This is a genomic window from Staphylococcus sp. EG-SA-10, from assembly GCF_017151945.1.
Lineage (GTDB): Bacteria > Bacillota > Bacilli > Staphylococcales > Staphylococcaceae > Staphylococcus > Staphylococcus aureus.
The window spans coordinates 43,551-67,535 of sequence record NZ_JACVZJ010000007.1 but is presented as its reverse complement, the minus strand read 5'-3'; the positions used below and the strand labels follow the sequence as shown (position 1 = coordinate 67,535).

The window sequence follows — 23,985 nt, the reverse complement described above, 5'->3', positions numbered from 1 at the left end:
GGTTTGGCATTATTCTTTCATAGAAATTGTCTTTTCACTTTTTAGATTGCGGTAATTGAATCGTATTGAAAATGAGTTGAACTTTCTTTATTATGCAGAAACTAAATTTAATGATCTGTGAAGCTAGAGAAATATAGTAACAGTCTTTGTTAAAAAATTAAAATCTGAGTATTGTTATTGATGATCAATTAACACTCAGATTTTATTAAATCGTATATTAAATTTACAAAACTATTTTTTAGACTTTATTTTTCCAGTCCATTTTTTATAGCCGCCTTTTAACATATAGATATCTGTATATCCATTCTTTTTCAAAATACGAGCGGCTCTATAGCTAGCAATCCCATTGGCATCACATAAGTATACCGGTTGGTCTTTTCTTAATCCTTGGAATCGTTGCCTGAACATTGTCATAGGAATATTGCGAGACCCATTAATGTGACCGTAGTCATAGTCAACTTTCTCTCTAACATCGATGACTTGAGCTTTTCTAATCCCGTTATGGAATTCATTTTGATCTAATTCTTTAACAGCTCGCTTGTTAAGAATTTGTTGAACAATCATATAAGCAATAATTGCTATAACTAAAATTATTGCGATGTACAAACTAGCACTCATCTTGCATCCTCCCTAATTAAACGATAATATAATTATAAGACTGTTAGGTCAAATTATCAAAATATTTCACTAAAGAATTGCAATTATTATTCATTTAGTTAAATTGATTAATTAGCGAATCAAATATTATACATTTTGCTGATAGGAGTTCTTGAATATGACTGAAACTTGGAATTTTATTAATACAGGAAGTAAAGACCCATATTATAATATGGCAATGGATGAAGCGTTATTAAATTTTGTCTCTAGAGGTGAAATTGATCCAGTTATACGTTTTTACACATGGAATCCTGCAACGTTATCAATAGGATATTTCCAAAGGCTACAAAAAGAAATTGATATTGATAAGGTTAAAGAGAAAGGTTTTGGTCTCGTAAGGCGTCAAACTGGTGGCCGTGGGGTGCTTCATGATAAAGAGCTAACTTACAGTGTGATTGTGCCTGAATCGCATCCCAATATGCCTTCTACTGTTACAGAAGCGTACAGAGTGATTTCACAAGGATTATTAGAAGGATTTAAAAACTTAGGATTTGATACTTATTTTGCGGTACCTAAAACGCCTGAAGAGCGTCAAAAATTAAAACAACCTCGAAGTTCAGTGTGTTTTGATGCACCAAGTTGGTATGAGCTAGTTGTTGAAGGCCGTAAGATTGCTGGGAGTGCTCAAACGAGACAAAAGGGCGTAATCCTCCAACACGGTTCGATTTTACAAGATATTGATATTGACGAATTGTTTGATATGTTTATTTATAAAAATGAAAGATTAAAATTAAAAATGAAAGAGGCATTCGTTGAAAAAGCAGTTGCCATCAATGATATTTCAGATGAACACATTACTATTAGTCAAATGGAAGAAGCTTTCGAGAAAGGTTTTAAGAAAGGTTTAAATATAGAATTAAAGCCACTTGAATTAACAGAAGCTCAATTGGCAGAAGTGGAAGAATTAACTGAAAAATATCGTTCAGATGAATGGATGTTTAGAAAGTAGTTTTTAGAATAAAAAATGGAAGCACGTAGACTATTTTACCTACAAGTGCTTCCATTTTTTTATCTATTTTCTTCTTTGATTTCTTTTATACTTACGCATTGCTTTGCGATATTTGCGTTGGTCTTCAGTTAAGATGAAGAAATAGTAAATCAGATAAATAATACCAGCTATTACAGCAAAGCTGACTAACATTCTGACGATTGAAAAAATAAAGGCATCTAGATTCATTACTAATCCAATCGCAGCAATAATAAGTACAAGGTAAAATATTATATTACGCATTAAAAGACTCCTATCATGATTTTGCATTTAAGTTTAATTTTGACAACGCTTGTTGTCCTTTTGTAAGTTGTTTTTTATCTTTATTTTGATAGCCATTTTTAATATCATCAAATGCATGATTCAAATCAGAGTTTAATTTATCGATATTTTTAGACGTTTTTTTATCATCATCACTAAGTGATAAACCATCGATAGCATCTTTGTATGAAGTGTGAGCACTTTGAATATCATTAGAAATTTGATTTAATTTCGATTGAACATTCTTATCGCCTTTGTTTTTACTTACATCTTTCTCAATATCGTTATAGGATTTCAAAGCTTTAGCAACTTTGTCGTAGTATGTTGATGTAACATTCATCAATTTAATTTTCGTATTATTAGATGCAGTTTTTTTACTGTTTTCTTTATCCTTTTCAAGCCCTTTAATTTTAGATTTAGAATCACTAATTTGTTGATTAAGTTCTTGAATATCTAGTTTGAGTTGATGATTATCTTCTCTTAAATCTGTTGTTTTTTCTTCTAATGGTGCTAAATTTTGTGATCCACATCCAGCTAACAATAATGTTGCGCCAACAATTGAAACCAATTTTTTCATTACTATCTCCCTAAAATCAATATCTATTATTTTTTATCCTTATTATGATATTATTTTAATGTATAAAGTTGAAATGCACAAACGTTTCACTAGGAGGTAATAAGATGAGCAGAATAACACAAGTGCATCGTATTTTAGAACAAAAACATTTAGATGCGATTATCATTCTTTCGGATTACAATAGAAGATATTTATCAGGTTTTACTGGTACCAGTGGAGCACTTATCATATCTAAAGATAAACAATATTTGATAACAGACTTTAGATATATTGATCAAGCATCTAAGCAGGCGCCAAATTATGAAATTATTAATCGTAAATCTACTATTATTGGTGAGATTAAAGAATTACTACACCAAGAAAATTTTGAAAATGTAGGTTTTGAGGGGCACCATGTAAGTTATGATACATACCTTGAATTAAATAAAAGCCGTATATCATTAATAAGCATTTCTAATACTGTAGATAAAATTAGAGACGTCAAAGATGCTGACGAAATTGCTTTAATTCAAAAAGCAGCTAATATTGTTGATGAAACATATGAATATATTTTAACTGTTGTAAAAGCAGGCATGACTGAAAAAGAATTAAAGGCAATTTTAGAAAGTAAAATGCTAGAATTAGGAGCAGATGGACCATCATTCGATACGATTGTAGCATCTGGTCATAGAGGTGCATTACCACATGGTGTCGCAAGTGATAAAATTATTGAAAAAGGCGACATGATTACATTAGATTTTGGCGCGTATTATAACGGCTATTGTTCAGATATTACTAGAACATTTGCTATTGGAGAACCAGATCCTAAACTGAAAGAAATATATCAAATAGTACTTGAATCTCAAATGAAAGCAATTAATGAGATTAGACCTGGCATGACTGGTGCAGAAGCTGATGCCATTTCAAGAAACTATTTAGAGTCAAAAGGGTATGGAAAAGAATTTGGACATTCACTAGGACATGGTATTGGTTTAGAAATCCATGAAGGGCCAATGCTGGCTCGTACGATACAAGATAAACTTCAAGTTAACAACTGTGTTACAGTAGAACCTGGTGTTTATATAGAAGGTTTGGGCGGTATAAGAATAGAAGATGATATTTTAATTACAGAAAATGGTTGTCAAGTCTTTACTAAATGCACAAAAGACCTTATAGTTTTAACATAAGCGTGTAAAATGAGGAGGAAACTGAATGATTTCGGTTAATGATTTTAAAACAGGTTTAACAATTTCTGTTGATAACGCTATTTGGAAAGTTATAGACTTCCAACATGTAAAGCCTGGTAAAGGTTCAGCATTCGTTCGTTCAAAATTACGTAATTTAAGAACTGGTGCAATTCAAGAGAAAACGTTTAGAGCTGGTGAAAAAGTTGAACCAGCAATGATTGAAAATCGTCGCATGCAATATTTATATGCTGACGGAGATAATCATGTATTTATGGATAATGAAAGCTTTGAACAAACAGAACTTTCAAGTGATTACTTAAAAGAAGAATTGAATTACTTAAAAGAAGGTATGGAAGTACAAATTCAAACATACGAAGGTGAAACTATCGGTGTTGAATTACCTAAAACTGTTGAATTAACAGTAACTGAAACAGAACCTGGTATTAAAGGTGATACTGCAACTGGTGCTACTAAATCGGCAACTGTTGAAACTGGTTATACATTAAATGTACCTTTATTTGTAAACGAAGGTGACGTTTTAATTATCAACACTGGTGATGGAAGCTACATTTCAAGAGGATAATCTTTAATTTGTTAACAAATAGCTTGTATTCACTATTCTGATTTAACGTAAGATATTCCAAATAAGTCTCATAAAGCTATTGCCTAAAATGATTATAGGTTATATGCTGATATGAGGCTTTTTATTTTTAAATTAAATTTTAAAATATAAAACGAATCGTCTAATTGGTAGAAAAAACACATAGACATAAGTAAGGGTATATATCTACATATCATATTGTTGAGGATAAAACATAATAGCTAATAAAAATAACATTGATATGTTTAACTGAATGTATAAAATTTTTAATCAAGAGTTAAGATGAGGCAATGTTAAGTAATAAATCCACAAGTGTTTTTAATTTAAAATGTGGTTTTATTATAACTTTGGGATAGACTTATAATGTCGCCAGCAATATGAACATGCTTGAATTGAAGAGTTGTCTCAAGTAAAATAGACGGGTAGATGAAAACAAACTGAAGGAGTCAGTAATAATGAACTTTAAAGAAATCAAAGAATTAATTGAAATTCTGGATAAATCAACTTTAACGGAAATCAATATTGAAGATACTAAAGGCAAAGTGACGCTTAAGAAAGAAAAAGAAACTGAGATTATCACGCCACAAATCTCACAAATGCCAGTTGAAGCTGCGGCAATGCCTATGCCTCAAGTACAATCAACTGATAGCAATAAAACTGAAGCTCCAAAGCCAACTTCAGATAATCACAAAACAATTAATGCACCTATGGTAGGTACATTTTACAAATCGCCATCTCCAGACGAAGAAGCGTATGTGCAAGTTGGGGACACTGTTTCAAATGAAACAACAGTGTGTATTTTAGAAGCAATGAAACTATTTAATGAAATTCAAGCAGAAATTTCAGGTGAAATTGTTGAAATCTTAGTAGAAGACGGGCAAATGGTAGAGTATGGCCAACCGTTATTTAAGGTGAAATAATGAAAAAGGTTTTAATTGCAAACCGCGGTGAAATCGCAGTTAGGATTATTCGCGCTTGTCGTGATTTAGGCATCCAAACTGTTGCAATCTATTCTGAAGGGGATAAAGATGCGCTACATACTCAAATTGCTGATGAAGCATATTGCGTAGGTCCCACTTTGTCTAAAGATTCATATTTAAATATTCCGAACATCTTATCTATTGCAACTTCTACAGGTTGTGATGGCGTTCATCCGGGTTATGGCTTTTTAGCTGAAAATGCTGACTTTGCAGAATTATGCGAAGCATGCCAATTGAAGTTCATTGGACCAAGTTATCAATCTATCCAAAAAATGGGTATCAAAGATGTTGCTAAGGCAGAAATGATCAAAGCTAATGTTCCAGTTGTTCCTGGTAGTGACGGTTTAATGAAAGACGTCTCAGAAGCTAAGAAAATCGCTAAAAAAATTGGTTATCCGGTCATCATTAAAGCTACTGCTGGTGGTGGCGGAAAAGGTATCCGTGTTGCTCGTGATGAAAAAGAACTTGAAACTGGCTTCCGAATGACAGAACAAGAAGCTCAAACTGCATTTGGTAATGGTGGACTTTATATGGAGAAATTCATCGAAAACTTCCGCCATATTGAAATCCAAATTGTTGGGGACAGCTATGGTAATGTAATTCATTTAGGAGAACGTGATTGTACAATTCAAAGACGTATGCAGAAATTAGTGGAAGAAGCACCTTCCCCAATTTTAGATGACGAAACACGTCGTGAAATGGGAAATGCCGCAGTTCGTGCAGCGAAAGCTGTAAATTATGAAAATGCGGGAACAATTGAGTTTATATATGATTTAAATGATAATAAATTTTATTTTATGGAAATGAATACACGTATTCAAGTAGAACATCCTGTAACTGAAATGGTAACAGGAATTGATTTAGTTAAATTACAATTACAAGTTGCTATAGGTGACGTGTTACCGTATAAACAAGAAGATATTAAATTAACAGGACACGCAATTGAATTTAGAATTAATGCTGAAAATCCTTACAAGAACTTTATGCCATCACCAGGTAAAATTGAGCAATATCTTGCACCAGGTGGATATGGTGTTCGAATAGAGTCAGCATGTTATACTAATTATACGATACCGCCATATTATGATTCGATGGTAGCGAAATTAATCATACATGAACCGACACGAGATGAAGCGATTATGGCTGGCATTCGTTCATTAAGTGAATTTGTGGTTCTTGGTATTGATACAACTATTCCATTCCATATTAAATTATTGAATAACGATATATTTAGAAGCGGTAAATTTAATACAAACTTTTTAGAGCAAAATAGCATTATGAATGATGAAGGTTAATAGGAGGTCAATCCATGGTCAAAGTAACTGATTATTCAAATTCAAAATTAGGTAAAGTAGAAATAGCGCCAGAAGTGCTATCTGTTATTGCAAGTATAGCTACTTCGGAAGTCGAAGGCATCACTGGCCATTTTGCTGAATTAAAAGAAACAAATTTAGAAAAAGTTAGTCGTAAAAATTTAAGCCGTGATTTAAAAATCGAGAGTAAAGAAGATGGCATATATATAGATGTATATTGTGCATTAAAACATGGTGTTAATATTTCAAAAACTGCAAACAAAATTCAAACGTCAATTTTTAATTCAATTTCTAATATGACAGCGATAGAACCTAAGCAAATTAATATTCACATTACACAAATCGTTATTGAAAAGTAATGTCATACCTAATTCAGTAATTAAATAAAGAAAAATACAAACGTTTGAAGGAGTTAAAAATGAGTCGTAAAGAATCCCGAGTGCAAGCTTTTCAAACTTTATTTCAATTAGAAATGAAGGACAGTGATTTAACGATAAATGAAGCGATAAGCTTTATTAAAGACGATAATCCAGATTTAGACTTCGAATTTATTCATTGGCTAGTTTCTGGCGTTAAAGATCACGAACCTGTATTAGACGAGACAATTAGTCCTTATTTAAAAGATTGGACTATTGCACGTTTATTAAAAACGGATCGTATTATTTTAAGAATGGCAACATATGAAATATTACACAGTGATACACCTGCTAAAGTCGTAATGAATGAAGCAGTTGAATTAACAAAACAATTCAGTGATGATGATCATTATAAATTTATAAATGGTGTATTGAGTAATATAAAAAAATAAAATTGAGTGATGTTATATGTCAGATTATTTAAGTGTTTCAGCTTTAACGAAATATATTAAATATAAATTTGATCAAGATCCACATCTCCAATCTGTATTGATTAAAGGTGAGCTTTCAAATTTCAAAAAGCATTCAAGTGGTCATTTATACTTTAATGTGAAAGATAAAGAAAGCGTTATAAGTGCCATGATGTTCAAAGGTAGTGCTTCTAAATTAAACTTCGAACCTAAAGAAGGAGATGAAGTCTTATTAGAAGCACGTGTTTCTGTTTTTGAACGTCGTGGAAACTATCAAATTTATGTAAATAAAATGCAATTAGATGGTATAGGGAACTTATATCAAAAATTAGAAGCATTAAAGAAAAAATTAACTGAAGAAGGTTGTTTTGATAAAGCGAATAAGAAATCAATACCTAAGTTTCCTAAAAAAATTGCAGTTTTAACAGCGAGTACAGGTGCCGCAATTCGAGATATCCATTCAACGATAAATAGTCGTTTTCCATTAGCTGAACAAATACAAATTAGTACTTTGGTTCAAGGTGAAAAAGCAAAAGACGACATTATTGAAAAAATTGAATATGCAGATAGTTTAGGTGTAGATACCATTATTGTAGGTCGAGGCGGTGGATCCATAGAAGATTTATGGAATTTCAACGAAGAAGCTGTCGTCCGTGCAATATATAATTGTAAGACACCGATTATATCAGCAGTAGGTCATGAAACAGACTTTACATTAAGTGATTTTGCTGCAGACATCAGAGCTGCGACCCCAACTCAAGCTGCTGTTATTGCAACACCAGACCAATATGAATTGCTGCAACAAATACAGCAATATCAGTTTACATTGACTCGTTTCATCAAGAAACATTTAGAACAACAACGTAAACATGTTGAACATTTGTCATCGTATTACAAGTTTAAACAACCAACTTTATTGTATGATCAACAGATACAACGTCGTGATGATTTAGAAAAGAGACTTAAACAACAAATTCAGGCAACTTTTGAACAACAGAGACATCGATTAATGCTGTTGCAACAACGCTATAATTTAAAAGCGTTACTAAGTAGTGTTAATCAAGAACAACAAAATAATCTTCAATTGACAAACCAACTTGTTAAATTATTGAATTCTAAGATATTAAGTTATAAAAATGATTTGAAAAATAAAGTAGAAAACTTAAACAATTTAAGTCCAACTAATACAATGTTGCGTGGATATGCAATTGTTAATAAAAAAGACGAAGTCATTACGAGTACTAAAGATTTAACAGAAAATGATCAATTGACGTTAACAATGAAAGATGGCTTAGTAGATGCAAAAGTTACGAAAGTAAGGTGTAATAATGACTAAAGAAACGCAAAGTTTTGAAGAAATGATGCAAGAATTAGAGCAAATTGTTCAAAAATTAGATAATGAAACAGTATCTTTAGAGGAATCATTAGATTTATACCAACGTGGTATGAAACTATCAGCAGCTTGTGACACAACTTTAAAAAATGCCGAAAAAAAGGTGAATGACTTAATAAAAGAAGAAGCTGAGGATGTAAAAAATGACGAATCTACCGATGAATAAATTAATAGATGAAGTCAATAATGAATTATCGGTTGCGATAAATAAATCAGTAATGGATACTCAGCTAGAAGAAAGTATGTTGTATTCATTAAATGCTGGAGGTAAACGCATCAGACCAGTTCTGTTATTACTCACTTTAGATTCACTAAATACCGAGTATGAGTTAGGTATGAAGAGCGCAATTGCACTAGAAATGATTCATACATATTCACTTATTCATGATGACCTACCAGCGATGGATAATGATGATTATCGACGAGGGAAATTAACAAATCATAAAGTATATGGTGAGTGGACTGCGATATTAGCAGGTGATGCTTTATTAACTAAAGCATTTGAACTTATTTCAAGTGATGATAGATTAACTGATGAAGTAAAAATAAAAGTTCTACAACGGCTGTCAATAGCAAGTGGTCATGTTGGAATGGTCGGCGGTCAAATGTTAGATATGCAAAGCGAAGGCCAACCAATTGATCTTGAAACTTTGGAAATGATACACAAAACAAAAACAGGAGCACTATTAACATTTGCGGTTATGAGTGCAGCAGATATCGCTAATGTCGATGATGCAACTAAAGAACATTTAGAAAGTTATAGTTATCATTTAGGTATGATGTTTCAGATTAAAGATGATTTATTAGACTGCTATGGTGATGAAGCGAAGTTAGGTAAAAAAGTGGGCAGCGATCTTGAAAATAATAAAAGTACATACGTGAGTTTATTAGGAAAAGATGGCGCAGAAGATAAATTGACTTATCATAGAGACGCAGCAGTGGATGAACTAATGCAAATTGATGAACAATTCAATACAAAACACTTATTAGAAATCGTTGATTTATTTTATAGCAGGGATCACTAAAAGCAAATATATCGATTAGCAACAATTGTTAAGTTTGAAATGTCTCAAAAGGCATATTCAACTGACGTTGTTTGTTAATCGATTTTTCTCATGTTGAAACTTAAAATTATGTTAAAGACTTTCATCTAAAAATAGAATTTTCAATTTCTATACGACAATATTCGCATCTGTGATATCAATGTGATTTTAATTAAATATGTTCAAACAATTGACGCTTATTAAATCTAATAATTAGCAAGTTTATTACACATATATTCATCTTTATACATATTTTAAGCAATTGTTATGCGTAATATGAAAAATATTTATAAATAGATAATCAAGATAGATAAACCATGTTTACCCTTTTTACGTAAAGGTGTTTAGTAGTCGTAAATCAGTGCATGTGTTAAAATAAATGTATAAATATTCGTAATCAGAGGTGTTTACTGTGCCCAAAAAATCGGTTAGGCATATAAAAATTAGAGAAATTATTTCAAATGAACAGATAGAGACACAAGATGAATTAGTTAAACGATTAAACGATTATGATTTAAATGTCACTCAAGCAACTGTTTCTCGTGATATTAAAGAACTACAACTTATTAAAGTACCTATACCTTCAGGTCAATATGTTTATAGTTTACCAAATGATAGAAAATTCCATCCTTTAGAAAAATTGGGACGTTATTTAATGGATTCCTTTGTTAATATAGATGGTACTGATAATTTACTTGTTCTAAAAACATTACCTGGTAATGCACAATCTATTGGAGCTATATTAGACCAAATCAATTGGGAAGAAGTACTAGGCACAATTTGTGGTGATGATACTTGTTTAATTATTTGTCGAAGCAAAGAGGCAAGTGATGAAATCAAGTCAAGAATTTTCAATTTGTTATAAGGATGCGATGAGTTTATGTTACAAACCTTATCAATCAAGCAATTTGCTATTATTGAAGAGTTAGAAATTCAATTTTCTGATGGTTTAACTGTTTTAAGTGGTGAAACGGGTTCAGGTAAGTCAATTATTATAGATGCAATTGGACAATTAATTGGAATGAGAGCTTCATCTGATTTTGTAAGACATGGTGAAAAAAAGGCTGTCATCGAAGGTATATTTGATATTGACGAGAGTAAAGATGCTATACATATATTGAAAAATATGGATATTGATGTAGATGAAGATTTTTTATTAGTTAAACGGGAAATTTTCAGCTCTGGTAAAAGTCTTTGTAAAATTAATAATCAAACAGTTACTTTACAAGATTTACGAAAAGTTATGCAAGAATTATTAGATATTCATGGCCAACATGAAACGCAATCTTTGTTGAAACAAAAATACCATTTAACATTATTGGATAATTACGCAGAATCACGTTATCAAGATTTGTTGGATAAATATCACCAAACTTTTCAAAATTATAAAGCCAAAAAGCAAGAGTTAGAAGATTTAGAATCAGCAGACCAAGCATTGCTGCAGCGTTTAGATTTAATGAAATTTCAATTAGAAGAATTGTCTGAAGCACATCTAAAAGAAGGCGAAATAGAGCAACTTGAAATAGATATTAAACGTATTCAAAACTCTGAAAAATTAAGTTTAGCGCTTAATAACGCACATATGACATTAACGGATGAAAATGCTATCACTGATCGTTTGTATGAACTAAGCAACCATTTGTTAACAATAAACGATATAGTTCCAAACAAATATGACAAATTAAAAGAAGATATTGATCAATTTTATTACATTTTAGAAGATGCAAAACATGAGTTATATGATGAAATGGCTAATACAGAATTCGACGAACAAGTGTTAAACGAGTATGAATCTCGTATGAATTTGCTGAATAATTTAAAACGCAAATATGGAAAAGATATTTCAGAATTAATCGCATATCAAGAAAAGCTTAATAATGAAATCAATAAAATTGAAAACTATGAACAAAGTACATCGCAGTTACGAGAAGAAATAAATGCATTGTATAATCAAGTTATAGAGGTTGGACAAGCGTTATCTAAGCAGCGTCGTATAGTTGCTAGGGAGTTAAGAGACCACATTGTATCGGAAATTCAAAACTTACAAATGAAAGATGCAAATCTTGAGATTTCATTTAAAAAATTAGAAGAACCGAATATTGATGGAATCGAATTTGTAGAATTTTTAATCAGTCCTAATAAAGGGGAACCATTAAAAAGTTTAAATAAAATTGCGTCAGGTGGAGAACTTTCTAGAATTATGTTAGCGTTAAAAAGTATTTTTGTTAAATCGAGAGGTCAAACTGCAATTTTATTCGATGAGGTTGACTCAGGTGTATCTGGACAAGCCGCACAAAAAATGGCAGAGAAAATGCGAGATATAGCAGAATATATACAAGTTATTTGTATATCTCACTTGCCACAAGTTGCATCGATGAGCGACCATCATTTATTAATTTCGAAATCATCAAAAGATGATCGTACAACAACACAAGTTCAAGAGTTAATTGGCGATGATAAAGTAGATGAAATTGCACGAATGATTTCAGGTGCAAGTGTTACTGATTTAACTCGTGAAAATGCAAGAGAAATGATACAACACAATCAAAGACGTAGATAATTTCCAAAGTGTGTTGAATACTCATTTGTGGATTTATTTATGTGCATTCAAACTAAATAGACAATCATGTAAAATATGTAATTAATGGACATGAAAACTATGTATTAATAAATTTTCAATGGATATATATCATTAGTTAGGAGTAAGAACATGTCAGAGAAACAATATGATTTAGTCGTTCTCGGTGGAGGTACTGCAGGATATGTTGCTGCGATACGTGCGTCTCAATTAGGTAAGAAAGTGGCAATAGTAGAACGACAACTATTAGGAGGTACTTGTCTCCATAAAGGTTGTATTCCTACTAAATCGCTGCTTAAATCTGCTGAAGTATTTCAAACAGTAAAACAGGCAGCAATGTTTGGCGTTGATGTCAAAGATGCTAATGTTAATTTTGAAAATATGTTGGCACGAAAAGAAGACATTATTAATCAAATGTATCAAGGTGTAAAGCATTTAATGCAACACAATCACATTGACATTTATAACGGCACGGGACGTATTCTAGGTACATCTATATTTTCACCTCAAAGTGGCACAATTTCTGTCGAATATGAAGATGGTGAATCAGACTTATTACCCAACCAATTTGTATTAATTGCAACTGGTTCTTCGCCTGCAGAGTTGCCATTCTTATCATTTGATCATGATAAAATTTTATCTAGCGATGATATATTATCATTAAAGACGTTACCATCAAGTGTTGGTATTATTGGTGGTGGTGTTATCGGAATGGAATTTGCATCATTGATGATAGATTTAGGTGTTGACGTAACAGTTATAGAAGCTGGTGAAAGAATTTTACCAACTGAAAGTAAACAAGCTTCACAACTATTAAAAAAATCATTGTCAGCACGTGGTGTTAAATTCTATGAGGGAATAAAACTTTCTGAAAATGATATAAATGTTAACGAAGATGGTGTTACGTTTGAAATTTCCTCAGACATAATTAAAGTAGATAAAGTGTTGCTATCGATTGGTAGAAAACCTAACACATCAGATATTGGTTTAAACAACACTAAAATAAAACTTTCAACATCAGGACATATTTTAACGAACGAATTTCAACAAACTGAAGATAAACATATTTATGCAGCTGGTGATTGTATTGGAAAATTACAATTGGCACATGTTGGATCAAAAGAAGGTGTTGTGGCCGTCGATCATATGTTTGAAGGGAACCCAATCCCAGTAAACTATAACATGATGCCTAAGTGTATTTATTCACAACCTGAAATTGCTTCTATCGGTTTAAACATTGAGCAAGCAAAGGCAGAGGGAATGAAAGTTAAAAGTTTTAAAGTACCATTTAAAGCAATTGGTAAAGCAGTGATTGATAGCCATGACGCAAACGAAGGGTATAGCGAAATGGTGATTGATCAATCAACTGAAGAAATTGTGGGTATTAATATGATTGGTCCACATGTAACAGAATTGATTAATGAGGCATCACTGTTACAGTTCATGAATGGCTCGGCATTAGAATTAGGACTAACAACACACGCACATCCTTCCATCTCTGAAGTGTTGATGGAATTAGGATTGAAAGCAGAAAGTAGAGCTATTCACGTATAAATAGGAGGATTTAACATGATTGATTATAAATCATTAGGCCTTAGCGAAGAAGACCTAAAAGTAATATATAAATGGATGGATTTAGGTAGAAAAATAGATGAAAGACTGTGGTTATTGAACCGTGCAGGTAAAATTCCATTTGTTGTAAGTGGTCAAGGACAAGAAGCAACTCAGATTGGGATGGCATACGCATTAGAAGAAGGTGATATTACTGCGCCTTATTATAGAGATCTAGCTTTCGTTACTTATATGGGTATATCAGCGTATGATACGTTTTTATCAGCGTTTGGAAAGAAAGACGATGTTAACTCTGGTGGAAAACAAATGCCATTACACTTTAGTAGTAGAGCTAAGAATATTTTGTCACAAAGTTCACCGGTAGCAACCCAAATACCCCATGCTGTTGGTGCTGCTTTAGCTTTAAAAATGGATGGTAAGAAGAAAATTGCAACAGCAACTGTTGGTGAAGGTAGCTCAAACCAAGGTGACTTCCATGAAGGTTTAAACTTCGCGGGTGTACACAAACTTCCTTTTGTATGTGTCATTATAAATAATAAATATGCAATTTCAGTACCTGATTCATTACAATACGCAGCTGAAAAATTATCGGATAGAGCACTTGGTTACGGTATACATGGTGAACAAGTAGATGGTAATGATCCATTAGCAATGTATAAAGCGATGAAAGAAGCAAGAGAACGAGCTATTTCTGGTCAAGGTTCAACTTTGATTGAAGCAGTAACTTCTCGTATGACAGCTCATTCATCGGATGACGACGACCAATATCGTACGAAAGAAGAGCGAGAAGCGCTTAAAAAAGCAGACTGCAACGAAAAGTTCAAAAAAGAGTTGCTTTCAGCTGGCATTATCGATGATGCTTGGTTGGCAGAAATAGAAGCAGAACATAAAGACATTATCAATAAAGCGACAAAGGCTGCTGAAGACGCGCCATATCCAAGTGTCGAAGAAGCCTATGCATTTGTGTACGAAGAAGGGAGTCTTAACTAATGGCTAAATTATCTTATTTAGAGGCGATTCGCCAGGCACAAGACTTAGCATTACAACAAAATAAAGATGTATTTATTCTTGGTGAAGATGTTGGTAAAAAAGGTGGCGTATTTGGTACTACTCAAGGACTGCAACAACAATATGGTGAGGACAGAGTTATCGATACACCATTAGCTGAGTCAAATATTGTCGGAACAGCCATTGGCGCAGCTATGGTTGGTAAAAGACCAATTGCTGAGATTCAGTTTGCAGATTTTATCTTACCTGCAACAAATCAAATTATTAGTGAAGCCGCGAAAATGCGTTATCGTTCAAATAATGAATGGCAATGCCCATTAACGATTCGTGCACCATTTGGTGGCGGTGTTCATGGTGGACTTTATCATTCACAAAGTATTGAAAGTATATTTGCTTCATCACCAGGTTTAACAATTGTTATACCTTCAACACCGTATGATGCTAAAGGTCTATTATTATCTTCAATTGAATCAAATGATCCTGTTTTATACTTTGAACATAAAAAGGCTTATAGATTCTTAAAGGAAGAAGTGCCAGAAGAATATTACACTGTACCTTTAGGAAAAGCAGATGTTAAACGTGAAGGTGAAGATTTAACAGTATTTTGTTATGGATTAATGGTCAATTATTGTTTACAAGCAGCGGATATTTTAGCAGCAGATGGTATCAATGTTGAAGTCGTAGATTTACGAACTGTTTATCCATTAGATAAAGAAACAATTATTGATCGTGCTAAACATACAGGTAAAGTTTTACTTGTAACTGAAGATAATTTAGAAGGTAGTATTATGTCTGAGGTGTCAGCGATTATTGCAGAACATTGTCTGTTTGAACTAGATGCACCAATCATGCGTTTAGCTGCTCCAGATGTACCATCTATGCCATTTTCACCTGTATTAGAAAATGAAATTATGATGAATCCAGAAAAAATCTTAAATAAAATGCGTGAATTAGCAGAATTCTAGGGAGGGAAAGTCATGGAAATAACAATGCCTAAGTTAGGTGAGAGTGTTCATGAAGGTACCATTGAACAATGGTTAGTTTCTGTTGGTGATCATATTGATGAATATGAACCATTATGTGAAGTTATTACAGATAAAGTGACAGCTGAAGTCCCTTCCACGATATCAGGAACAATTACAGAAATTTTAGTTGAAGCGGGGCAGACGGTAGCTATTGATACAATTATCTGTAAAATTGAAACTGCTGATGAAAAGACAAATGAAACAACTGAAGAGATACAAGCAAAAGTGGATGAGCATACTCAGAAATCTACTAAAAAAGCTAGTGCAACAGTGGAACAGACATCTACTGCTAAACAAAATCAACCGCGAAATAATGGTCGCTTTTCACCTGTTGTATTTAAACTCGCTTCAGAGCATGACATTGATTTATCACAAGTTGTAGGTAGTGGATTTGAAGGTCGTGTAACTAAGAAGGATTTAATGTCAGTTATTGAAAATGGTGGTACCACAGCTCAATCTGACAAACAAGTTCAAACACAATCAACTTCAGTAGCTACATCAAGTAACCAATCATCTGAAGACAATAGTGAAAATAGCACAATACCAGTAAATGGTGTGCGTAAAGCAATTGCACAAAACATGGTTAATAGTGTAACGGAGATTCCACATGCATGGATGATGATTGAGGTTGATGCTACAAACCTTGTGAATACGAGAAACCATTATAAAAACAACTTTAAAAATAAAGAAGGATATAATTTAACTTTCTTTGCTTTCTTTGTAAAAGCTGTAGCAGATGCTTTAAAAGCATATCCATTATTAAATAGTAGCTGGCAAGGAAATGAAATTGTCTTACATAAAGACATTAATATTTCAATTGCTGTTGCTGATGAAAATAAATTATACGTACCTGTGATTAAGCATGCAGACGAAAAGTCAATCAAAGGTATAGCTAGAGAAATTAATACTTTAGCAACAAAAGCGCGTAATAAGCAATTGACAACTGAAGATATGCAAGGTGGAACATTTACAGTTAATAATACTGGTACATTTGGTTCAGTATCATCAATGGGGATTATAAATCATCCTCAAGCAGCGATTTTACAAGTAGAATCCATCGTTAAAAAGCCAGTAGTAATTGATGATATGATAGCAATTCGAAGTATGGTAAATTTATGTATTTCAATAGATCATCGCATTTTAGATGGTTTACAAACTGGTAAATTTATGAATCATATTAAACAGCGTATCGAACAGTATACTTTAGAAAATACAAATATATATTAGTGATAACACAGATACATCTATCGACAACTTGTTTTATCTTGTTCTTGTCGATGGATGTATTTTTTTGGGCAATAAAATATTTGCAATATATTCAAAAAAACATAAAGAACAATAATCAACATGGTTGAATGCATTTTTGCAGTAAAGTCAAAATAAGACATCATACTTGAAACATATTAATGAAAACAGGTGAACAAATTAGTTTCCATGATTGTAAGCTCAATAATGTTTGGTATATTGTTAAAATTGTGTCTAAATATAGGTGTGATTCAGATTAGTTTATTGAACAATATGTTATTAATTAGTAGAATGAGGATAGTTTAAATATAAAGGGATAGGTGATTGAACTTATGGACATGAATTTCGATTTATACATGAACGGTGTTGTAGAACAAGCAAGGAATGAAATTGAATCTGCGGGATATGAGCAATTAACTACTGCAGAAGATGTTGACAAAGTTCTTAAACAAGATGGTACAACACTAGTTATGATCAATTCTGTATGTGGTTGTGCAGGTGGTATCGCAAGACCAGCAGCATCACATGCTTTACATTATGACGTATTACCTGATCGTCTAGTGACAGTATTTGCTGGACAAGATAAAGAAGCGACACAAAGAGCGCGTGAGTACTTCGAAGGTTATGCGCCTTCAAGTCCGTCATTTGCATTAGTAAAAGATGGAAAGATTACAGAAATGATTGAAAGACATCAAATCGAAGGTCATGATGTGATGAACGTAATTAATCAATTACAAACATTATTCAATAAATATTGTGAAGAAAGATAAGAGGCGCTAACCCATGTTAAAGTTAAATCCTTACAAGATTGGATTTAGAACAATAAAAACAGCAGTGGGTATGACTTTAGGTGTAATTATTAGTAAGCTGTTAGGTTTAGATAATTATGCTTCAAGCGCCATATTAGTCGTATTATGTATTAAACATACAAAAGTACATTCGCTACAAGCGATTATTTCAAGATTAGTATCATGTTTTTTAGTATTGTTTTTAGGTTCAGCAATATTTAGTTTATTAGGTCAGAGTCCAATTGTACTCGGTATTATCGTATTGTTATTTATACCATTAACTGTCGTATTAAAAGTACAAGAAGGTGTCATTACGAGTTGCGTTATATTACTTCATGTTTTTAATGCAAAATCAATTGATGTACATTTAATTGTTAATGAAACATTATTACTGTTAATTGGACTAAGCATTGCATTTACAATGAATTTAATGATGCCAAGTTTAGACAAACAACTAGACGAATACAAATGTAAAATTGAGCAACAAATTGCTGATATTTTTAGTAAATATAGTTATATTTGTGAAAAATATGAAGATACCATTGCGATTGAATTTGAAGCGTTACTTTTAAATATTAAAAAGGCGAAGTCTATCGCGTTCCGAGATGTTAAAAATCATTTTGTTAGAAACGAAAATTCATACTATCATTATTTTGATATGCGAGAAGAGCAAGTGGAATTGTTAATGAGAATGAAACCGCTCATCGAAAGTATCTGTCATAAAGATCCACTTTTAAATGATGTTGCGTCACTGCTGAAAGAAATTGGTCTAAATGTGAATAGTAATGACTATACAGCAATGCGTTTACACAATTTGTATGAGACGCGTTTGAAATTGGATGAACTGCCATTGCCAACAACACACAAAGCGCTTAACTCGAGAGCAAGTATTATTCAAATATTAAATGAATTAGAAGAATATTTACAAATCAAATCGCAATTTGGTTCATTGAAAATGCATAGTGAAGTAGCTTAAAAAATAATCCATCCGTATGACCCATGTTTGAAAGAAATCGTTGCAATACGATAACTAATTAATACATGCGTTTATAACGGATGGATTTTTAATTGTATGATTTTTTATAGGTAGTTGAGATATAGTTTATAAAATTGGAATGATACTCGTTAATAACAATGCTAATACAACTGATACAAGCATAACGATAATGATAATTCTTAAAACTTTATTTTGCATTTTGTGTGCCTCCAAATGAATAACCTTTGTATTAATAATTACGACATAAGATATAAAACTTTTAACTTGAGATGATATAACTAGCAATCATCATAAAGGAATATTATAAAAAACATGAGTAAGTTTGCTTATGTCATTTTCCTCATTATACGATATCTTCGAAAAATCAATCAATATATTTTTGACAAAGCTTAGTTTGAGTTACAATAAATATATATATTAAATTGAAAATAATATGACACAATTTACAAGCCTGATAAATCTGTGTAACGTCAATTACTGTAACATTTTATTTCATCAATTTTTACCGTTTGGCGTACATGAAAATTTTGATAAAAGGGGATCCATTATGATTAATGAGCAAAGATTACTTAATACGTTTTTAGAACTTGTACAAATCGATTCTGAGACAGGGAATGAATCAACAATCCAACCTATTTTAAAAGAAAAATTCATATCATTAGGGTTAGAAGTTAAAGAAGATGAAGCGGCTAAACATCCTAAATTAGGTGCCAATAATCTAGTGTGTACAATGAATAGTACTATCGAAGAAGGCGAAGTACCTAAATTATATTTGACGAGCCATATGGATACTGTTGTACCCGCAATTAATGTAAAGCCAATTGTAAAAGATGACGGCTACATATACTCTGACGGTACGACTATTCTAGGTGCAGATGATAAAGCAGGATTAGCAGCTATGCTTGAAGTTTTGCAAGTGATAAAGGAACAACAAATCCCACATGGACAAATTCAATTTGTGATTACTGTTGGAGAAGAATCAGGTTTAATTGGTGCTAAAGAATTAAATTCAGAGTTGTTGGACGCGGACTTTGGTTATGCTATTGATGCAAGTGCTGATGTCGGTACTACGGTTGTAGGTGCACCGACGCAAATGTTAATTTCAGCTAAAATTTTTGGCAAAACGGCTCATGCAAGTACGCCAAAAGAGGGTGTTAGTGCTATTAATATTGCGGCGAAAGCAATTAGTCGAATGAAATTAGGACAAGTTGATGAAATCACTACTGCCAATATTGGTAAGTTTCATGGCGGTTCAGCTACGAATATTGTTGCAGATGAAGTCATTTTAGAAGCAGAGGCACGTTCTCACGATCCAGAAAGAATAAAAACACAAGTCAAACATATGACTGATGTGTTTGAAACAACTGCATCAGAATTAGGTGGGAAAGCAGTAGTTACAGTGGAGCAAAGTTATCCAGGATTTAAAATTAATGATAATGAAACGGTTGTTAAAATTGCACAAGAAAGTGCTCGTAATTTAGGATTATCTGCAAATACAATTATTTCTGGTGGCGGTTCAGACGGCAGTATTATTAATACATTTGGTATTCCTTCAGTCATTTTAGGAGTGGGTTATGAAAAGATCCATACAACAAATGAGAGAATGCCGATTAAATCATTGAACTTGCTTGCAAGTCAAGTGTTAGAAATAATCAAAATAGTTGCGCGACAATCGAAATGATTTAGTGTAGTGTATGTCTATTTTGTGATACAATACTAATGAAAAATCAACAAGTGAGGTAAGTAATATGACACAACAAATTGGAGTTATTGGTTTAGCCGTTATGGGTAAAAACCTAGCTTGGAATATTGAATCACGCGGATATAGTGTATCTGTATTTAACCGCTCAAGTGAAAAAACTGATTTAATGGTTGAAGAATCAAAAGGGAAAAATATTCATCCAACGTATTCATTGGAAGAATTTGTTAATTCCTTAGAAAAACCACGTAAAATTTTATTAATGGTTCAAGCAGGTAAAGCTACGGATGCAACGATTGATAGTTTGTTACCTTTATTAGATGATGGAGATATTTTAATTGATGGTGGTAATACAAACTATCAAGATACTATCAGACGTAATAAAGCATTAGCACAAAGTGCAATCAACTTTATTGGTATGGGCGTTTCTGGTGGTGAAATTGGAGCGTTAACTGGTCCGTCATTAATGCCGGGTGGACAAGAAGAAGCTTATAACAAAGTTGCAGATATTCTTGATGCAATTGCTGCAAAGGCAAAAGACGGTGCTTCATGTGTTACTTATATTGGACCTAATGGTGCTGGACACTATGTGAAAATGGTACACAATGGTATCGAATATGCTGACATGCAATTAATTGCAGAAAGTTATGCTATGATGAAAGAATTATTAGGCATGTCTCATGAAGACATTGCTCAAACGTTCAAAGACTGGAATGCTGGTGAATTAGAAAGTTATTTAATTGAAATCACTGGTGATATTTTCATGAAATTAGATGAAAATAAAGAAGCATTAGTTGAAAAAATTCTTGATACTGCAGGTCAAAAAGGTACAGGAAAATGGACTTCAATTAACGCATTAGAATTAGGTATTCCATTAACAATCATTACTGAATCTGTATTTGCACGTTTTATCTCTTCAATCAAAGAAGAGCGCGTAAATGCTTCTAAAGAATTAAATGGTCCAAAAGCATCATTTGATGGTGACAAGAAAGACTTTTTAGAAAAAATTCGTAAAGCATTATATATGAGTAAAATTTGTTCTTACGCACAAGGTTTCGCGCAAATGCGTAAAGCAAGTGAAGATAATGAATGGAATTTAAAACTTGGTGATTTAGCTATGATTTGGAGAGAAGGTTGCATTATCCGTGCACAATTCTTACAAAAGATCAAAGATGCTTACGATAATAATCCAGGATTACAAAACTTATTGCTAGATCCTTACTTTAAAAACATCGTTACTGAATATCAAGATGCGTTACGTGATGTTGTCGCAACTGGTGTTCAAAATGGTGTACCAACACCTGGTTTCTCATCAAGTATTAATTACTATGATAGTTACCGTGCAGCTGATTTACCTGCAAACTTAATTCAAGCACAACGTGACTACTTCGGTGCTCACACGTACGAAAGAAAAGATAAAGAAGGCGTATTCCATACACAATGGATTGAAGAATAATATTGACTAAAGGATAGTTGAAAGATACTATCCTTTTTTATATCTTTTGATAAATATAAAAGAGAGTGTGATAGAGTAGCTACAACCTATAAAAAATTACACAAGCAATATCTATTACCTTAAAAGCATCCCGCCATATTTTTAAGCATTTTGTGAAGTAATAAAATATTTACTGTGTTATGATAGCATGTACTATAGAGAAATAGAGGTACTATTTTATGGAAAAGTTAAATCAAGTTATGTTATATGTTGATGATGTTGAAAAAGCGAAAGCATTTTGGATAGAAACTTTAGAATTTGTTGTTGTAAGTGAAACACCGTTAGCTGAGGACTATGTTGCAGTTGAAGTATCACCTACGAAAGATGCTGAAACGTCATTGACGATTATGGCAAAAGAATTTATTGAAAAGTATAGCCCGGAGGTGAACCTAGGAACACCATCTTTAATGTTTAAAGAGAAAAACTTTGATGCATTATACTCAAAATTAAATGATTTAGGTTTAACTGGGCATGATATAGTAGAAATGAATGGTCAACGTGTATTTAATTTCCAAGATGGCCAAGGTAACTATTTTGCAGTTAGTGACTAAACAATCAATTTTAATATTTATACAAGCCTTTATATTGATTTTTGAATTAAATTTCAGTATGAAGGTTTTATTTTTATCGTTTTATGCAATCGTTTGCACAAAACTTTTGACTTTTTTAGAAAGTGTGACTAAACTGTTATTATACAGAGCTTGGAAGCGTTTTCCAATTCGGAGATTAACAGGAGGTGATTAAATGGTTACGATTAAAGATGTTGCACTAAAAGCCGGTGTTTCTCCTTCGACAGTTTCAAGAGTTATAAAAGGAAATCAACGTATTAGCGAAGCGACAATTTCAAAAGTGAAGAAAGTTATGGAAGAATTGAATTATTTTCCTAATACTGCTGCTAGAACTTTAATTACTAACCAAACATATAAAATTGGTTTAGTGTTAAAAGGGTCTGAGGAGCCTATTCGACTGAATCCATTCTACATCAATGTATTGCTAGGGATTTCTGAAACGTGCAACCAGCATGGCTATGGTACACAAACGACAGTCTCAAATAATATGAATGATTTAATGGATGAAGTTTATAAAATGATTAAACAACGAATGGTTGATGCGTTTATACTGCTCTATTCAAAAGAAAATGATCCGATTAAACAAATGTTAATTGATGAAAACATGCCATTTATTGTGATTGGTAAGCCTACATCGGATATAGATCATCAATTTACACACATAGATAATGATAATATATTAGCTTCTGAAAATTTGACACGACATGTTATTGAACAAGGTGTAGATGAATTAATATTTATTACAGAAAAAGGCGATTTTGAAGTTTCGAAAGACAGGATTCAAGGATTTGAAACGATAGCTTCTCAAAATAAAATTAATTATCAAATTATTGAGACTAGTAATGAAAGAGAAGTTATTTTTAATTACATGCAAAATCTACATAAGCGTTTGAAGGACCCAAATATTAAACAGGCAATCATTTCGTTAGATGCTATGTTACATTTAGCGATTTTAAGTGTCCTATATGAACTTAATATTGAAATTCCGAAAGATGTAATGACAGCAACGTTCAATGATTCTTATTTAACCGAAATTGCGTCACCATCTCAAACCAGTATTGACATCAAGCCTCGAATGTTAGGGCAACAAGCCGGGTCTGCTATTTTAAATATATTAAAAAACAAAGCACAGGATGTTATTGAACTGGTCATTATAGATACAGAATTAAAAATAAGAAAATCAACACAGCGATAGCAAAGGAGT

The 23,985-nt window shown here is 32.4% G+C and carries 27 protein-coding genes; 23 read left to right on the top strand and 4 right to left on the bottom strand.

Translation table 11 applies throughout. The features are described from left to right. Positions 1-231 precede the first annotated feature (231 nt). A complete protein-coding gene (locus tag IDG45_RS07540) occupies positions 232-618 on the bottom strand; it encodes a rhodanese-like domain-containing protein (RefSeq protein WP_001276571.1) in 387 nt (128 codons plus the stop codon). 157 nt (positions 619-775) lie between these two features. Here IDG45_RS07540 and lipM point away from each other — a divergent pair, with 157 nt between their 5' ends. Beyond that, complete coding sequence (lipM, locus tag IDG45_RS07535; protein WP_000141109.1) at positions 776-1,606, top strand: octanoyltransferase LipM; 831 nt, start codon at positions 776-778, stop codon at positions 1,604-1,606. Between the two features lie 63 nt (positions 1,607-1,669). On the opposite strand, the gene IDG45_RS07530 is transcribed toward lipM, so the two are convergent. Both IDG45_RS07530 and IDG45_RS07525 read right to left on the bottom strand, forming a co-directional pair. Further along, complete coding sequence (locus IDG45_RS07530) at positions 1,670-1,888, bottom strand: SA1362 family protein (RefSeq protein WP_001244301.1); 219 nt, start codon at positions 1,886-1,888, stop codon at positions 1,670-1,672. Positions 1,889-1,901: 13 nt separating this feature from the next. Continuing rightward, positions 1,902-2,483 (bottom strand): hypothetical protein, encoded by a 582-nt coding sequence (locus IDG45_RS07525; protein WP_000737686.1) that lies wholly within the window; start codon positions 2,481-2,483, stop codon positions 1,902-1,904. 104 nt (positions 2,484-2,587) lie between these two features. On the opposite strand from IDG45_RS07525, the gene IDG45_RS07520 reads away from it, so the two are divergent. The 17 genes from IDG45_RS07520 (at position 2,588) to IDG45_RS07440 (ending at position 18,997) form a co-directional block, all read left to right on the top strand. Next, positions 2,588-3,649: a M24 family metallopeptidase gene (locus IDG45_RS07520; RefSeq protein ID WP_000087099.1), complete on the top strand. Its 1,062-nt coding sequence runs from the start codon at positions 2,588-2,590 to the stop codon at positions 3,647-3,649. Positions 3,650-3,674: 25 nt separating this feature from the next. After that, positions 3,675-4,232 (top strand): elongation factor P, encoded by a 558-nt coding sequence (gene efp / locus IDG45_RS07515; RefSeq protein ID WP_000626504.1) that lies wholly within the window; start codon positions 3,675-3,677, stop codon positions 4,230-4,232. 473 nt (positions 4,233-4,705) lie between these two features. Beyond that, entirely contained in the window at positions 4,706-5,170 is a 465-nt protein-coding gene (gene accB / locus IDG45_RS07510) for an acetyl-CoA carboxylase biotin carboxyl carrier protein (RefSeq protein ID WP_001009520.1), read from the top strand. Then, the gene (accC, locus tag IDG45_RS07505; RefSeq protein WP_000756610.1) at positions 5,170-6,525 is read left to right on the top strand and encodes an acetyl-CoA carboxylase biotin carboxylase subunit; all 1,356 of its coding nucleotides are present in this window, start codon (positions 5,170-5,172) and stop codon (positions 6,523-6,525) included. The genes accB and accC overlap by 1 nt, the downstream gene beginning before the upstream one ends. A 14-nt stretch (positions 6,526-6,539) precedes the next feature. Beyond that, positions 6,540-6,902, top strand: coding sequence for an Asp23/Gls24 family envelope stress response protein (locus tag IDG45_RS07500; RefSeq protein WP_000241588.1), 363 nt, complete (start codon positions 6,540-6,542; stop codon positions 6,900-6,902). Positions 6,903-6,961: 59 nt separating this feature from the next. After that, positions 6,962-7,351, top strand: a complete 390-nt coding sequence (nusB, locus tag IDG45_RS07495) for a transcription antitermination factor NusB (RefSeq protein ID WP_000087385.1) — start codon at positions 6,962-6,964, stop codon at positions 7,349-7,351. A gap of 16 nt (positions 7,352-7,367) precedes the next feature. Further along, the gene (gene xseA, locus IDG45_RS07490) at positions 7,368-8,705 is read left to right on the top strand and encodes an exodeoxyribonuclease VII large subunit (protein ID WP_001286928.1); all 1,338 of its coding nucleotides are present in this window, start codon (positions 7,368-7,370) and stop codon (positions 8,703-8,705) included. After that, the gene (locus IDG45_RS07485) at positions 8,698-8,928 is read left to right on the top strand and encodes an exodeoxyribonuclease VII small subunit (RefSeq protein WP_000159865.1); all 231 of its coding nucleotides are present in this window, start codon (positions 8,698-8,700) and stop codon (positions 8,926-8,928) included. Before xseA ends, IDG45_RS07485 begins: the two co-directional genes overlap by 8 nt. Beyond that, complete coding sequence (locus tag IDG45_RS07480; RefSeq protein ID WP_000183374.1) at positions 8,906-9,787, top strand: polyprenyl synthetase family protein; 882 nt, start codon at positions 8,906-8,908, stop codon at positions 9,785-9,787. The genes IDG45_RS07485 and IDG45_RS07480 overlap by 23 nt, the downstream gene beginning before the upstream one ends. 430 nt (positions 9,788-10,217) lie before the next feature. Further along, complete coding sequence (gene ahrC, locus IDG45_RS07475) at positions 10,218-10,670, top strand: transcriptional regulator AhrC/ArgR (RefSeq protein WP_001124985.1); 453 nt, start codon at positions 10,218-10,220, stop codon at positions 10,668-10,670. A 15-nt stretch (positions 10,671-10,685) separates the two neighbouring features. Next, positions 10,686-12,365: a DNA repair protein RecN gene (gene recN, locus IDG45_RS07470; protein ID WP_000942210.1), complete on the top strand. Its 1,680-nt coding sequence runs from the start codon at positions 10,686-10,688 to the stop codon at positions 12,363-12,365. Between the two features lie 150 nt (positions 12,366-12,515). Beyond that, positions 12,516-13,937, top strand: coding sequence for a dihydrolipoyl dehydrogenase (gene lpdA / locus IDG45_RS07465; protein WP_001291540.1), 1,422 nt, complete (start codon positions 12,516-12,518; stop codon positions 13,935-13,937). 15 nt (positions 13,938-13,952) lie between these two features. Beyond that, positions 13,953-14,945: a thiamine pyrophosphate-dependent dehydrogenase E1 component subunit alpha gene (locus IDG45_RS07460; protein WP_000568348.1), complete on the top strand. Its 993-nt coding sequence runs from the start codon at positions 13,953-13,955 to the stop codon at positions 14,943-14,945. Next, positions 14,945-15,928, top strand: a complete 984-nt coding sequence (locus IDG45_RS07455) for an alpha-ketoacid dehydrogenase subunit beta (RefSeq protein WP_001096637.1) — start codon at positions 14,945-14,947, stop codon at positions 15,926-15,928. The genes IDG45_RS07460 and IDG45_RS07455 overlap by 1 nt, the downstream gene beginning before the upstream one ends. A gap of 12 nt (positions 15,929-15,940) precedes the next feature. Beyond that, complete coding sequence (locus IDG45_RS07450; protein WP_000406850.1) at positions 15,941-17,215, top strand: dihydrolipoamide acetyltransferase family protein; 1,275 nt, start codon at positions 15,941-15,943, stop codon at positions 17,213-17,215. Positions 17,216-17,565: 350 nt separating this feature from the next. Continuing rightward, entirely contained in the window at positions 17,566-18,003 is a 438-nt protein-coding gene (gene brxB, locus IDG45_RS07445) for a bacilliredoxin BrxB (RefSeq protein ID WP_000367419.1), read from the top strand. A gap of 13 nt (positions 18,004-18,016) precedes the next feature. After that, the gene (locus tag IDG45_RS07440) at positions 18,017-18,997 is read left to right on the top strand and encodes an aromatic acid exporter family protein (RefSeq protein WP_000916200.1); all 981 of its coding nucleotides are present in this window, start codon (positions 18,017-18,019) and stop codon (positions 18,995-18,997) included. Positions 18,998-19,123: 126 nt separating this feature from the next. Here the strand turns inward: IDG45_RS07440 and prli42 are convergent, their stop codons facing one another. After that, a complete protein-coding gene (prli42, locus tag IDG45_RS07435; RefSeq protein WP_001789875.1) occupies positions 19,124-19,303 on the bottom strand; it encodes a stressosome-associated protein Prli42 in 180 nt (59 codons plus the stop codon). A 262-nt stretch (positions 19,304-19,565) separates the two neighbouring features. On the opposite strand from prli42, the gene IDG45_RS07430 reads away from it, so the two are divergent. The 5 genes from IDG45_RS07430 to IDG45_RS07410 all read left to right on the top strand — a co-directional run bounded on the left by IDG45_RS07430 (position 19,566) and on the right by IDG45_RS07410 (position 23,976). Then, positions 19,566-20,699 carry a tripeptidase T gene (locus IDG45_RS07430; RefSeq protein ID WP_000606707.1) on the top strand — a complete coding sequence of 378 codons (1,134 nt, stop codon included), beginning with the start codon at positions 19,566-19,568 and terminating at the stop codon, positions 20,697-20,699. Between the two features lie 67 nt (positions 20,700-20,766). After that, positions 20,767-22,173 (top strand): NADP-dependent phosphogluconate dehydrogenase, encoded by a 1,407-nt coding sequence (gene gnd / locus IDG45_RS07425; RefSeq protein WP_000193707.1) that lies wholly within the window; start codon positions 20,767-20,769, stop codon positions 22,171-22,173. Positions 22,174-22,391: 218 nt separating this feature from the next. Continuing rightward, positions 22,392-22,763, top strand: a complete 372-nt coding sequence (locus IDG45_RS07420) for a VOC family protein (protein WP_000413431.1) — start codon at positions 22,392-22,394, stop codon at positions 22,761-22,763. Then, positions 22,702-22,956, top strand: a complete 255-nt coding sequence (locus tag IDG45_RS07415) for a hypothetical protein (RefSeq protein WP_072357813.1) — start codon at positions 22,702-22,704, stop codon at positions 22,954-22,956. The genes IDG45_RS07420 and IDG45_RS07415 overlap by 62 nt, the downstream gene beginning before the upstream one ends. Continuing rightward, positions 22,957-23,976: a LacI family DNA-binding transcriptional regulator gene (locus tag IDG45_RS07410; protein ID WP_206171583.1), complete on the top strand. Its 1,020-nt coding sequence runs from the start codon at positions 22,957-22,959 to the stop codon at positions 23,974-23,976. Positions 23,977-23,985: the final 9 nt, after the last annotated feature.